Annotated in this window: 11 protein-coding genes; 3 read left to right on the forward strand and 8 right to left on the reverse strand. The window is 68.9% G+C overall.

Going from position 1 to position 12,616, the window contains the following annotated elements; genetic code table 11:
* Positions 1 to 113 precede the first annotated feature (113 nt).
* The 6 genes from E2E30_RS11335 to E2E30_RS11360 all read right to left on the reverse strand — a co-directional run bounded on the left by E2E30_RS11335 (position 114) and on the right by E2E30_RS11360 (position 6,301).
* A complete protein-coding gene (locus tag E2E30_RS11335) occupies positions 114 to 971 on the reverse strand; it encodes an RDD family protein (protein ID WP_133189861.1) in 858 nt (285 codons plus the stop codon).
* A complete protein-coding gene (locus tag E2E30_RS11340) occupies positions 952 to 1,977 on the reverse strand; it encodes a stage II sporulation protein M (protein WP_133189863.1) in 1,026 nt (341 codons plus the stop codon). The genes E2E30_RS11335 and E2E30_RS11340 overlap by 20 nt, the downstream gene beginning before the upstream one ends.
* Positions 1,977 to 3,287, reverse strand: coding sequence for a DUF58 domain-containing protein (locus tag E2E30_RS11345; RefSeq protein ID WP_133189865.1), 1,311 nt, complete (start codon positions 3,285 to 3,287; stop codon positions 1,977 to 1,979). The genes E2E30_RS11340 and E2E30_RS11345 overlap by 1 nt, the downstream gene beginning before the upstream one ends.
* Positions 3,288 to 3,429: 142 nt before the next feature.
* Positions 3,430 to 4,410: an AAA family ATPase gene (locus tag E2E30_RS11350; RefSeq protein ID WP_133189867.1), complete on the reverse strand. Its 981-nt coding sequence runs from the start codon at positions 4,408 to 4,410 to the stop codon at positions 3,430 to 3,432.
* Entirely contained in the window at positions 4,392 to 5,603 is a 1,212-nt protein-coding gene (locus E2E30_RS11355; protein ID WP_133189869.1) for a DUF4350 domain-containing protein, read from the reverse strand. The genes E2E30_RS11350 and E2E30_RS11355 overlap by 19 nt, the downstream gene beginning before the upstream one ends.
* Complete coding sequence (locus tag E2E30_RS11360) at positions 5,600 to 6,301, reverse strand: DUF4129 domain-containing protein (protein WP_133189871.1); 702 nt, start codon at positions 6,299 to 6,301, stop codon at positions 5,600 to 5,602. The genes E2E30_RS11355 and E2E30_RS11360 overlap by 4 nt, the downstream gene beginning before the upstream one ends.
* Before the next feature lie 196 nt (positions 6,302 to 6,497).
* On the opposite strand from E2E30_RS11360, the gene E2E30_RS11365 reads away from it, so the two are divergent.
* Positions 6,498 to 6,968 carry a DUF2141 domain-containing protein gene (locus E2E30_RS11365; protein ID WP_133189873.1) on the forward strand — a complete coding sequence of 157 codons (471 nt, stop codon included), beginning with the start codon at positions 6,498 to 6,500 and terminating at the stop codon, positions 6,966 to 6,968.
* Complete coding sequence (locus tag E2E30_RS11370) at positions 6,965 to 9,559, forward strand: MMPL family transporter (protein ID WP_133189875.1); 2,595 nt, start codon at positions 6,965 to 6,967, stop codon at positions 9,557 to 9,559. Before E2E30_RS11365 ends, E2E30_RS11370 begins: the two co-directional genes overlap by 4 nt.
* A gap of 153 nt (positions 9,560 to 9,712) precedes the next feature.
* On the opposite strand, the gene E2E30_RS11375 is transcribed toward E2E30_RS11370, so the two are convergent.
* A complete protein-coding gene (locus tag E2E30_RS11375) occupies positions 9,713 to 10,735 on the reverse strand; it encodes an MlaA family lipoprotein (protein ID WP_133189877.1) in 1,023 nt (340 codons plus the stop codon).
* Between the two features lie 35 nt (positions 10,736 to 10,770).
* Entirely contained in the window at positions 10,771 to 11,376 is a 606-nt protein-coding gene (locus tag E2E30_RS11380; RefSeq protein ID WP_133189879.1) for an ABC transporter substrate-binding protein, read from the reverse strand.
* Positions 11,377 to 11,658: 282 nt separating this feature from the next.
* Here E2E30_RS11380 and ispH point away from each other — a divergent pair, with 282 nt between their 5' ends.
* Positions 11,659 to 12,615, forward strand: a complete 957-nt coding sequence (ispH, locus tag E2E30_RS11385; protein ID WP_133189881.1) for a 4-hydroxy-3-methylbut-2-enyl diphosphate reductase — start codon at positions 11,659 to 11,661, stop codon at positions 12,613 to 12,615.
* The last annotated feature ends 1 nt before the right edge of the window (position 12,616 follow it).

Below are 12,616 nucleotides of genomic sequence, written 5' to 3' on the forward strand. Positions count from 1 at the left end.
CCTCACCGTCACCCCGGCCTTGTGCGGGGGCCCACCGTTCCGCGCGCGCGTCCGCGGCAGCACGCGTATCCCGGTGGCCCCGGCGCAAGGCCGGGGTGACGAAGGATGGCGGATCACGCGAACTTGTCCGCCCGCCGTCGCCCGACGAGCAGCCCGCGCTCCAGCCGCCCGCACAGCGCCGCATAATAATCGGTCAGGAAGCCGAGATCGTCGTGGTCGTCGGGCAGCCCCGCCTTGCGCCGGATCGTCGCGGCGACGGTGACGATCGCCTCTTTGCTCCCGCCGCGCAGCACTTCCTCGAGCATCTGCAGCTCGTACACGCCGTACAGCCCGAGCGCCGCCTCGCTGAACACGCGCCGCTCGCGCTCGACCGGCACGACAAGATCAGAACCAAGCTTTCCCCGCACCGTATGCACGACCCACGTCCCCGCAAGCAGATCGCCGACGCGCAGCCGGTCGCGGTTGAACAGCGGGAAGAACAGGAAGATGCCGCTCCAGCCCAATGCGAACAGCGTCAGCGCGCTGTCGGCCCAGCCATGCACCGCCTGGCTGCCGAGGAAGCTCAGCGGCAGAAACAGCTCGATCTCGCGCATCGCGTTGCGCGCGATCACCGCGCCGCCGGTCAGCCGCGCCCCGTCGCGCGCGACGACTCGCAGGCCGACGAGCCGCTTGCCCGGCGTCGACCCGCTCCCGCTCAGCTCGAACAGCGCGAACCAGCCGTTGCGCAGCACGAAGAAGCCGAGCAGCCACAGCACCGCAAACGCGCCTTGATGACTCGCCCAGGCGAGATACGCGATCGCGATCGTCGCGACGATCAGCACGACGAGAATCGCCAGCAGGTCGATCACGAACGCCCCCGCGCGCTCGCCCGCGCTGCCGAGCTCGATCCGCAGATCGACGCCCTCGGGCGTGACGAAGCTGCGCCGCAGCGACAGCGGCGCCTTGCGCGCCTTACGCCGCAGCCACGCCATCGCGGCGACTCCTCGGCAGATAGAAATAGAGCAGCCAGCCGACGAGCATCACCGAGCCGATCGCATAGCGCGCGAGATCGTTGGTCACCGTCTGCCGCCCGATCCCTTCGAGCAGCCCGGCGACGAGCAGCATCACGACCGCCCCCCCCATCACGGTCGCGCCCGTCTTGCCCGCCTGCACCGCCGCGTCGCCGCGCGTCGCGCGCCCGGGAAAGGCGATCGCGGTGCCGATGCGGAACCCCGCCGCACCCGACAGGATGATCGCGAACAGTTCGGTCGTGCCGTGGATCGCGATCCAGCCGGCAAAGCCGAAGCCCAGTCCCTTGGGCACGAACACCGCTAAAAACGCACCGAGCATCAGCCCGTTATACGCGATCAGCAACGCCGTCGGCACTGCGAAGGCAAAGCCCAGCGCGAACGAGAAGATCGCGATCTGCGCGTTGTGCGTGAACAGATAGGCGGCGAAGATCGTCAGCATGTCGTCATGCTTGCCGTACAGCGTGCCCCGCAACGTCTCGACCGAGGCCGACGGATCGCGCCCGCCCGCCATCCCCTGGCCGACCAGTCCGAAAAACCAGCCGGGATCGGAGCGCACCAGCAGATAGCCGACGACCGCGCCCGCCACCGTCAGCAGCAGTGAGACGAGCGTCTCGCGCCACAGCGCGCGGACCGCGGCGGGCCATGTTTGCGTGAAGAAAACGCGCAATTGCCGCACGGCTGAGGTCGGCACGCCGTACAGCTGGAAATAGGCGCGCGTGCACAGCTGTTCGAGATAGGTGACCAACGCGCGGTCGAGCGACGTCTCGCGCGCGATCGACAACGAGGACAGGGCTGTGCGGTACAGCACGGGCAAAGCGAGCAGATCGTCGTCGCTCAGCGCCTTGATCGAGCGTTTCTCGATCCGCGTCACCAGCGCTTCGAGCCGCTGCCAGTCGGCGTCGTGCGCCGCGCGGAAGCGGCTGGCGTTGACCATGGCAGGTTGCGCAGCGAGGAGAGCGGTGGCCATCAGAGCAGGTTCCTGCGTTTCAGCGCGACATAGCCCGCGACGAGCTCCTCGCCGACGCGGTCGTGCGCGCTTTCGATCACATGCACGCCGAGATGCTGGAGACGTGTGAGCACCAGCTTGCGATCGCGCAGCAACGCCGCGGCGGTGACGGCGCGCGTTACGTCGTCGGCGTTCGTCGGGGCCGCATCGACGAGACGCTCGACCTCCTCGTCGCGCAGCACGACGACGAGCAGCAAATGCCCCTTGAGCAGCCGGGCCGCCGCCCGGACCAGAAAGTCGGCCGAGGTCAGGTCGGTAAATTCGGTGAACAGCACGATCATCGAGCGTCGCGTCAGCTTTGCGGCGAGCGTGGTCAGCGCGAAGCTGTAGTTGGTCTCCTCGCCGCTATAATCGATCGCGGCCGCAAGCCGCTGGAGATTGGCGAAGGCCGGCATTCCCGACACCAGCCCGCTCGCGATCCGTGGCCGCGAATCGAACGCGTGGAGCGCGACGCGGTCGCCGAGCTTCAACGCGATCCAGGCAGTCAGCAGCATCGCCGACACCGCGCGATCGACGCGCGGCAGGCCGGCGACGGGCTCAGACATCTGCCGCCCGGAATCGATCGCGAAGACGATCTGGTTGTTGCGCTCGCTGCGATATTCCTTGGCGTGGAGCTTGGTCTGGCGCGCCGACTGTTTCCAGTCGATCGACCGGCGGTCCATCCCCGAGCGGAACTCGACCAGCGCATCGAAATCGGTGCCGTCGCCGCGGTCGATCTGCGCGAGCAGGCCGGACAGCGCGTGACGCTGGAAGATCTGCGCGCCGCGGTCGTGCAGCGCACGGATGTCGGGGAGGATCGGCAGCGTCACGTCGGCGGGGAGGATCCGCTGCTGCCACGCCAGCCCGAAGCCCCCGCGCCACCGGAGCCACAGGCGGTCGACTCGCGCGGTGCCACGCCGCAGCGTGGTGAGCGGGAGCAGCGCTTCGCCGCGCCCGTCGTGCAGCGTGAGCCACAGCCGTCCGTCATTCTCGAGCGCGAGCAACGGTCCGCCATCGAGCGCTACCTCTGCACTGCGCGGCGGCCGGCCGCCCGCGATCGCAACGCGGATCGTCGCGTCGACCGTCGCACCGACCGGGGCAGTCGTCGGGACCGAAAGGCTGGCGGTCGCGGTGCGGTGCGCGCTGAAAGCATCGAACGCGGTGAGCAGCAGCACCGCGATCGGCCAGGCGAGCCCGACATACCAGCGACCGGGGAGCGCCACCGCGATCAGCAAGGCCACCGGCGCGCCAGCTGCTGCGGCCAGGACTGCGGTACGCGTGGGGTAGATCATTGCGCGATTGCCCGCTGCACGCGCACCACGCCCGCCCCCGTCATCCCCGCGAACGCGGGGATCCCGCTTCTTCCCGCCGCCGAAGAAGAAGCGGGACCCCCGCGTTCGCGGGGGTGGCGGTGGATAGGGAGCGCGGGGCTCATCACCGCGGTGCTTCGATCGTCTCGATGATGTGGCTCACGACATCCTCGATCGCGCGCCCGTCGATCTCGGCCGCCGGCGACAGGATCAGCCGGTGCCGCAGCAACGCCGGCGCAAGCGCCTTCACATCGTCGGGGATCACGAAATCGCGCCCGTCGAGCGCTGCCCGCGCCCGCGCCGCACCCGCCAGCATCGCGCCCGCACGCGGCGACGCGCCGCTCTCGAGATCGGCGACATCGCGCGTCCCGCGGATCAGCGCGGTGATGTAGTCGATCACCTCGTCGGCGAGCCGCACCTGCCCGACCACAGCGACCGCCGCGCCGATCACGCCCGCGTCGGACACCTGCGCGACGCCCCATTCCGCCGGCTCCATCGCGTGCGCGGCGCTGCCGTGCGCGGCGATGATCCGGCGCTCCTCGGCGGCACTCGGATAATCGACGGTCTGCTTGAACAGGAAGCGATCGAGCTGCGCCTCGGGCAGCGGATAGACGCCCTGCTGCTCGATCGGGTTCTGCGTCGCGACAACCATGAAGCGTTCGCCGAGCGAGAGGCTCTGCCCGTCGATCGTCACGGTGCGTTCCTGCATCGCCTCGAGCAATGCCGCCTGCGTCTTGGGCGGGGTGCGGTTGATCTCGTCGGCCAGCAACAGATCGGTAAAGATCGGCCCGCGCGTCAGCGTGAAGCTGCTCGTCTGGAAGTTGAACAGGTTCGCGCCGATGATGTCGCCCGGCATCAGATCGGGCGTGAACTGAATACGCCCGTAATCGAGCCCGACCACCCTTGCGAAGCTCCGCGCAAGCAGCGTCTTGGCAGTCCCCGGCGGGCCTTCGAGCAGCACGTGTCCGCCCGCGAACAGCGCGACGAGCAGGATCTCGACGGTCTGCTCCTGCCCGACCACCGCCTTGCCGATTTCGTCGCGAATCGCCACGCCGAGCGCCGCCACGTCTTCGACCGTTTCGAATGTCACCGCGTCTTCTCCCATAACCAATGATGCAGCGCTTGCGCCGCCGCGAGCATCGCGCGCGGATCGCGCGCCGCCTGTGCCTCTGCCGCCAACGCGCTAAAACGCGCCCGCCCCCTCAGGCCGTCGAGATAGCCGTCGACCGCCGCGCCCTGCAGCCGCGCGGGCACGCCGAACACGCCGCCGGCGCGCTCGCGCACCAGATCGACATAGCGCGGGCCCAGCCGCCCCTGCCGTCCGGCCTTGCGGACGAGCGCTGCGGCATTGTCGATCAGCGCGGTCTTGCCGAACGCGATCGCGCGCGCGCGCCGCCGCGCCGGGCCGAAGCGCGCGGTCGCCTGAACGCCTGCGAGCAGCACCGCCGCCGCCAGCGTCAGCGTCATCGCGAGGAACGGCGGATCGAACAGCAGCTTGAGCGGGCTCGGCGATGCGCCGAAGCCGTTGAGCGTGACGTCGAAGGTGATCGCCTTCGCGCCGGTCGCATTCAGCCAGTCGAGCAACTCGAGCGCCGCACGCGCCTGCGCCGGGTCGCGCATGCCGATGTTCGACAACAGATCGGGATCGGCGAGCACATAGAGCGGCCCACCACCGATCTGGCCCAGCACGACATGCCCGTCGGCGTCGGTCAGGATCGGACGCACGTCGAGGCCGGTGATCGTCTGCACCGGGCGCGGCGCGGCAAACGCGATGCTGCGCGGCATCCACGACAGCGCGCGCAGCGGACGCCCGCCGCTCGCGTAGCGCGTGACCTTGAGCTTGTATTGCGGCGCGAGGACGCGCTCGACATCATCCACATCCCGGAAATCGACGAAGCGCGCCCATCCGGTATGCGTCGGATCGACCGAGGTGCGCCATTTCGGCAAGATGACAAGCGTCGGCTTGGCCCCGCGCGCGGCAAGCGCCTTGGTCATGTCGGTCGCGCCCGATTCGGGCGTCAACACGACGAGATCCTCGCCCGCCAGCTGCCGCGGATTGCGGACGATCTGCGGGTTGCGCCCCGTCGCCTCGGCAAGCCGCACGATCCCGCTATAGCCGACCGCCGCGTTCGACAGCGCGTGCGCGCGCCCGTCGCGGCCCGAGCGCAGATCGGGCGCATAGGCACCGAGCACGAGCATCGCGATGAACGCGAAGATGCCGACCGCGAGCAGGATCGCGACGGTCCGCACGCTGAACGCATTCGCTCCACTTGCCCCGCTGACAGTGACGTCGCTCATCCGCGCCATGATCCCGGTAGCGCAAAGTCGCGATAGGCGGCGCGCGCTTGCGTCCAGTCCGACGCATCGACCGGGCGCCCGCCGAACAGGCTGCGCTCGACCAGCCGCGCGATCCCGGCGAACAGGTCGCGGGCGGAAAACGGGATCGCGCTCGATGCGCTCAATTCGCGGCTGGTCAGCGCCGGACGGACGAGCTGCGGACGGCGGCGCGCGATATCGTCGATCGAGCGGCGCAACAGATGATGCACTGCCTCGGCGTAGCGCCCTTCCGCCGCAAGCAGATCGGCCTCGCGCAGCCACTCGTGGACCGGCGCTGCGTCGGGTGCCCAGGCTTCATCGATCGGCTGCGACACGGTCGGACGCCGCCGCACGAAGCGCGGCCAGCGCCATTCGCCATGCCGCACACGGGTATACACCGCCCAGAGAATCGCGATCGCGACCAGCCCCAGCACGCCCCACAACAGGATCCGCGCATAAGGCCAATGCGGCATGCGGGAACCGATCCACAGCAACGCGCGCCCGACGGGCTCGAACAGCTTGCCGAGCCATTTGCCGAGCTGGACCAACCATTCGGGCGGCTGGGGCGGCGGCGGCGCGCGCTGGAGCGTGAACTGCACCGCAGGATCGGCCTTGAGCGCGGCGTGGGCGGCGGCAAAGCGGTCGGTGGCGGTTGCCACCTGCGATGTCCCTTCGCTCACGTATATTCCTCTGCGACGCGCTGCTGCGGTGCGTACAAGAGTAGAGCAACCCGACCGCCGCGCAATCGCCAATCGCGGTCGCATCGGTCGCCGTGTTGCAGTGCGGAACGGCTTAAGCCGGGGTTCAGCGCACCACCCGCAAACGCTCCCGACCAGCCGGTTTCATTCCGGTCCCAATCTGGTCTAAAGGGCCGCCATGCAACCTTTCTCTTCGCTTCCGCGCGCAGCAAAGCTGCTGATCGTTTCGCTGCCGGTATTCGCGCTGACCGCCGGCCAGGGGTCGAGCGGACAGCTCCACATCGCGGTCGACAACGTCCGCGATCGCACCGGTCGCGTCCATGTCGATCTCTGCACGCAAGCGCAGTATCTCAAGGATTGTCCGATCTCGGGCGAAGCGCCCGCGCGGCTTGGCCAGACCATCGTGACGGTGAGTGGCCTGAAGCCGGGTCGCTATGCCGCAGAGGTGTATTACGACCAGAATGGCAACAACAAGCTCGACCGCGCGGTGTTCGGCGTGCCGAAGGAAGGCGTCGGCTTCTCGAACGATGCCAAGATCAAGCTCGCCGCGCCGAAATGGGAGGAAGCCGTGTTCGACTATGACGGGCAGGAAAAGACGATCCGGCTGAAGCTGCGCTATTTCATCGGCCCGAACGCGCCCGCCAAGTGATCGCCCGCTTGCTCCAGCAGCTCGTCGCGCTCGGCGTGCGGCGTCCGTTCGCAGTGCTCGGCCTGTGCCTCGCGCTCGTCGTGGGCGCGGCGGTCTATGCCGCGGGTCATTTCGCGATGACCACCGACACCGCGGCGCTGATCTCGCCCAAGATCGCCTGGCGACAGAATGAGAAAGCGGTCGAGACCGCGTTCCCGCAGCTGTCCGACGTGCTGCTGGTGATCGTCGACGGCAAGACCCCCGAACTCGCCGAAGCCGCGACCGCCAAGCTCTCCGCCGCGCTCGCTGCGGACACGACGCATTTCCGCCGCGTCCAGCGACCCGATGGCGGCGCCTATTTCGACCGCGAAGGGTTGTTGTTCGGCTCGACCGCCGAGGTGCAGGCGTCGACCAAGGCGCTGATCGGCGCGCAGCCGCTGCTCGGGCCGCTCGCTAGCGATCCGTCGCTGCGCGGGATCGCGGCTGCGTTCTCGACGATGCTGACCGGAGTCGAGCGCGGGGACGTACCCCTCTCGCGGATCGCGCGGCCGATGCGGACGATGGCCGCTGCGCTCGATGCATCGGCGGCGGGCAAGCCCGCCTATTTCTCGTGGCAGGAGCTGTTCGCCGAACCGGGTTCGGGCGCCACGCCGCCGCGTAGGCGCCTGATCCTCGCGCAGCCCAAGCTCGATTACGGCGCGCTGCAGCCCGGCGAGGACGCCGTCGCCGCGATCGTCGCGCAGGCCAGCAAACTCGGGCTCGATCCGGCGCATGGCGTGAGCGTGCGAACGACCGGCGAAGTCCCGCTCGCCGACGAGGAGTTCGCGACGCTCGAGGAGAATATTGGCTTCGTCGGGCTGGTGATGGCCGCCGCGATGCTGCTGACCTTGTGGTTCGCGACGCGCTCGGTGAAGATCGTCGCGGGGATCGTCGTGACGATCGTTGCCGGGCTCGTGGTCACGACCGCGCTCGGGCTGCTCGCGGTCGGCGCGCTCAATCTGATCTCGGTCGCGTTCATTCCGTTGTTCGTCGGGCTCGGGGTCGATTTCGGCATCCAGATCTCGGTGCGCTTCAACGCCGAGCGGCTCGACGGCGCCGATACCGGGGCAGCCCTCCAGCGTGCCGCGACCGCGCTCGGCGCGCCGCTCGCGCTTGCCGCGGGGGCGGTGTTCCTCGGCTTCGGCGCGTTCCTGCCGACCGACTATATCGGCATTGCCGAGCTCGGCATCATCGCCGGGCTCGGGATGGTCGTCGCGCTGGTGGCGAGCGTCACGCTGCTGCCCGCAATGCTGATGCTGCTCAAGCCCGGCGCGCCGCGGCGCGAAGTCGGCTTCAGCGCGGCCGCCCCGCTCGACCACTGGCTGCACACGCATCGCAAGACGGTGCTGTGGGCATTTACCGCGTCGATGGCGGGGAGCATCGCGTTGCTCCCCTTCGTGCAGTTCGACTTCAACCCGCTGCATTTGCGCGCCAAGGACGGGCCGGCGATGGTCGCATTGACCGATCTGATGCGCGATCCGCTGCGCACGCCCAACACGATCAACGTGCTCGCGCCCAATGCCGATGCGGCAAAGGCGCTCGCGGCGAAGCTGCGGACCTTGCCCGAGGTTGCCGAGGCGGTGTCGGTCGACGGGTTCGTGCCCGAGGATCAGCCCGCCAAGCTCGCGGTGGTGCAGGACGCCGCCTTGCTGCTCGACGCTGCGGTCAATCCGTTCGACGTGACGCCGCCGCCAAGCGATGCCGAATCGGTGGCGGCGCTAATGAAGGTCGCTGGCGAACTGCGCGCGAGCGCGAGCGCGCATCCCGGTGCCGCCGCAGCCGATGCGCGCCGGCTCGCGACGGCGTTCGATCGCCTGGCGCGCGCTGCGCCACCCGAGCGGACAAAGGCGAGCGCGCTGCTCGTCACGCCGCTCGGCACGATGCTCGACCAGATCCGCGCGACGCTCCAGGCCGAGCCAGTGACGCGTGCGACGCTTCCGCCCGAGATTGCGGGGGACTGGGTGTCGAAGGACGGCCGCGCGCTCGTCCAGGTGTTCCCCAAGGGCAATAGCAACGACAATGCCGTGCTCCGCCGCTTCACCAAGGCCGTCCGCGCGGTCGCGCCGACCGCCAGCGGCCTGCCGGTCGCGACGCAGGAAGCCGCGGGGACGGTTGCATGGGCGTTCGTCGAGGCCGGGATCCTCGCGCTCGTGCTCGTCAGCGGCCTGCTGTTCGTCGTGCTGCGCGATGCGAAGGAAGTCGCCTTCACGCTCGCGCCGGTCGTGCTGTCGGGCTTCCTGACGCTGGGGAGCTGCGTGCTGATCGGGCAGCCGATCAACTTCGCCAACATCATCGCCTTCCCGTTGCTGTTCGGCGTGGGGGTCGCGTTCCACATCTATTTCGTGATGGCGTGGCGCGATGGCGCGACCGATCTGCTGCAATCGAGCCTCGCGCGCGCGGTGCTGTTCAGCGCGCTCGCGACGGGGAGCGCGTTCGGCAGCCTGTGGCTGTCGCACCATCCGGGGACGGCGAGCATGGGCAAGATCCTGATGATCTCGCTAGCGTGGACGTTGGTGTGTGCGCTGATCTTCGAGCCAGCGTTGCTAGGCCCGCCGCGAGCGAAGAAGGCGTAGCCCGCTTGCTCCCCTCCCGCCTGCGGGAGGGGCTGGGGGAGGGAACGACCTGGATCCCCTGCGCTCCGCGTGAGGCACGCCCCTCCCCTAACCCCTCCCGCAGGCGGGAGGGGGATGCTTTGCGGCTGGCGGCGCGCTCGACGCCCGACGACGCTATCGCTGGACGGCGGTAGTCGCCGGAGCAGGGGGAACCGACGGCGTCGGGTTGACCGGCGCTGCGGGATCAGCCGGAAAATCATCGACCGGCGTTTTCTCCGCAGACGGCGGCGTTGGCGCCGCCGCCGGATCCGCAGGGAAATCGTCGGGCTTCGCTGCCGGAGTCGCGCTCGCCGGCGCAGCCCCTGCTGCCGGATCCACCAGCGGATCCGCCGCGGGATCGGTCAACGGATCGTCGAGCGCGCTCGCCGCGGCAGCCTTGGCGCCATGGCTCTCGGCAATGCTCACTGCGCGGTCCTGCAGATAGGCCGAGCGCAGTGTCGCATACGGATCGATCGCGCCGCCGAGCAGCGCCTTCAGCGCCCCATCCGATTCGACACGCAGATCGAGCCCGGTCAGGACAGCCTCCGACACGCGATATTCGGCGCGGTCGAAGGGCGTGCCGATCGTGAAGGCATAGGTTTGCCCCTGCGCGATGCCCGCCCCGAAATCGCGGAAATCGCTCGGGCCGACCAGCGGCAGGAAGATGTACGGCCCGGGCCCCAGGCCGTAATGCCCGAGCGTCGTGCCGAAGCTGTTGTCGTGATGCGGCAGGTTGAACTCTCGCGTCTTGGCGACGTCGAGCACGCCGCCGATCCCGATCGTCGAATTGACCAAGAACCGCCCGACGGTCTTGATCGCGCGCTTGGGCTTCAGCTGCAGCATGTCGTTGGCGAACACCAACGGCTCGCCGACATTCGAGAAGACGTGCCGGATCCCGGTGCGCAGCGGCTTGGGGACCACCGTCTTGTACAGCATCGCCAGCGGCCGGAACGCGATCCGGTCGAGGAACTGGTGGATCGAGAACATCGTCCGGTTGAAGCCCTCGAGCGGATCGCCCTTGGTCCGGTGATGCCGCGGCCGCGCCTCGCTCGCCACGGCAGGCGCCGCTGCCGGCGCTGCCGCACGCGACGTGACCGCTACCGGCGCCGCGACGTCCTGCGCCATCGCCACGGGTGCGACGAACAGCGCGAGCGCCATCGCTATCGCACTGCTCGTCCCCCGCAGCCGCAAGATCAGCGTCCGCCCTTGGCCGAAAGATCGTTGAGGTGGCTGATCAGCGCCTTTGCCCCGCCCTTGGCGAAGATCGTCGCGAAGTCCGCGCGGCGCGTCGCGAGCTGGCTGATCGCGTTCTTGTAATAGACATCGACGATCCGCCAAGACCCGCCGCTCTGGCGCAGCCGATAGCTGATCGCGACCGGGTCGCCCTTCGGCGCGGCGAGCGTCGTGCGCACCACCTTGTCGGTTCCGCGCGTCTCGACGGCGGGATCGATCTTGAAGCTCTCGCCGCCATAGCTGTCGAAGTTCGCCGCATATTGCGCGACCGTCAGCCGCCGCATCGCCGCGACGAGCGCGGTCTGATCGGCCGGCGCGACCTTGAGCCAGTCGGGACCGACCGACAGCCGCGTGATCAGCGCGACGTCGAAGGTCTGGTCGACCACCGGCCCGATCCGCGCAGCGCGGCCCGCGGTCCCGAGCGCCTTGCCGCCCTTCATGATCGCGAGCAAGCCGTCGTCGAGCGTCTGGACCGGCGCGCGCGCAGGGTCATTGGCCTGGGCGGCGAGTGGCGCAGCGAGGACAAGCGCCACGGCAGGCACGATCACTCTGAGAGAAAACGTCATCGAAAGCTCCTATTGGGATATTCCGGGGGGCCGCCTGGGCAGCGCCGGTACCACTGTCCTGCCGCTAGCACAAACGGCTGTAGCGGCGATGAACGCGCTCGCGCCGGGCGGGTTGCACGACGCTCGTCGCGGCACCGCCCCGCGCCGACGGCTTTTTTGCGTTCCCCTCATGTTGCAACGCGGCTAAGATAGCTATCTGGGAGGCATAGATGACGGATTAGCGCGAATGCTGTAGGGCGTTCGTGCCCGGTTCGGCATTCGAGCGGACGGAAGGAACGGTGTTTGCAGGTCATTCTCGCCAACCCACGCGGTTTTTGCGCTGGGGTCGTACGGGCTATCGAAATCGTCGAGCGGGCGATCGATCGCTACGGTGCGCCCGTCTATGTCCGCCACGAAATCGTCCATAATCGCCACGTCGTCGATACGCTGCGCGCGAAGGGCGCGGTGTTCGTCGAGGAATTGTCCGACGTGCCCGAGGGCGCGATGACGGTGTTCTCGGCGCACGGCGTCGCGCGCTCGGTCGAGGACGAAGCCAAGGCGCGCAAGCTGCCGGTGTTCGACGCGACCTGCCCGCTCGTCACCAAGGTGCATCTGCAGGGCCGCCGCTACGCCAAGGACGGCCGCACGCTGGTGATGATCGGCCATGAGGGCCATGCCGAAGTCGTCGGCACGCGCGGCCAGGTCGATGCGCCGGTGCATCTCGTCTCGACCGAGGCAGATGTCGCCGCGCTCGACCTGCCGACCGATACGCCGATGGCCTATATCACGCAGACCACACTCAGCGTCGACGACACCAAGAACGTCATCGCTTCGCTCGGCGAGCGTTTCACCAACCTGATCGGCCCCGACGTGTCGGAGATCTGCTACGCGACGCAGAACCGCCAGAGTGCGGTGCGCGACCTCTGCAAAGTCGCCGATCTGATCCTCGTCGTGGGCTCCGAAAACAGCTCGAACTCAAGCCGCCTGCGCGATCTCGGCGCCGACGAAGGCTTGCCGAGCTATCTCGTCGCCGATGGCAGCGCGATCGACCCGGCATGGTTCGAGGGCATCGAGCGCGTCGGCCTGACCGCGGGCGCGTCTGCCCCCGACGAACTCGTCGAAAGCGTGATCGCCGCCTTGCGCAAGCTCGGCCCGGTCGAGGTGACGCAACTCTCGGGCGTCGTCGAATCGCTCGAATTCGGCCTGCCGCGCGAACTGCGCGACCCTGCCCCTACCAAACGCGCCGCCGTCGGCGCATAGG

Origin of the sequence: Sphingomonas sp. AAP5 (genome assembly GCF_004354345.1) — a bacterium.
In the GTDB taxonomy this organism is placed as follows: domain Bacteria; phylum Pseudomonadota; class Alphaproteobacteria; order Sphingomonadales; family Sphingomonadaceae; genus Sphingomonas; species Sphingomonas glacialis.

What these genes read in the sequence shown, in the direction of transcription:
- E2E30_RS11335 (WP_133189861.1), bottom strand. Translation starts at nt 971, where the DNA reads ATGGCGTGGCTGCGGCGTAAGGCGCGCAAGGCGCCGCTGTCGCTGCGG.
- E2E30_RS11340 (WP_133189863.1), bottom strand. Translation starts at nt 1,977, where the DNA reads ATGGCCACCGCTCTCCTCGCTGCGCAACCTGCCATGGTCAACGCCAGC.
- E2E30_RS11345 (WP_133189865.1), bottom strand. Translation starts at nt 3,287, where the DNA reads ATGATCTACCCCACGCGTACCGCAGTCCTGGCCGCAGCAGCTGGCGCG.
- E2E30_RS11350 (WP_133189867.1), bottom strand. Translation starts at nt 4,410, where the DNA reads ATGGGAGAAGACGCGGTGACATTCGAAACGGTCGAAGACGTGGCGGCG.
- E2E30_RS11355 (WP_133189869.1), bottom strand. Translation starts at nt 5,603, where the DNA reads ATGAGCGACGTCACTGTCAGCGGGGCAAGTGGAGCGAATGCGTTCAGC.
- E2E30_RS11365 (WP_133189873.1), top strand. Translation starts at nt 6,498, where the DNA reads ATGCAACCTTTCTCTTCGCTTCCGCGCGCAGCAAAGCTGCTGATCGTT.
- E2E30_RS11375 (WP_133189877.1), bottom strand. Translation starts at nt 10,735, where the DNA reads ATGGCGCTCGCGCTGTTCGTCGCACCCGTGGCGATGGCGCAGGACGTC.
- E2E30_RS11380 (WP_133189879.1), bottom strand. Translation starts at nt 11,376, where the DNA reads ATGACGTTTTCTCTCAGAGTGATCGTGCCTGCCGTGGCGCTTGTCCTC.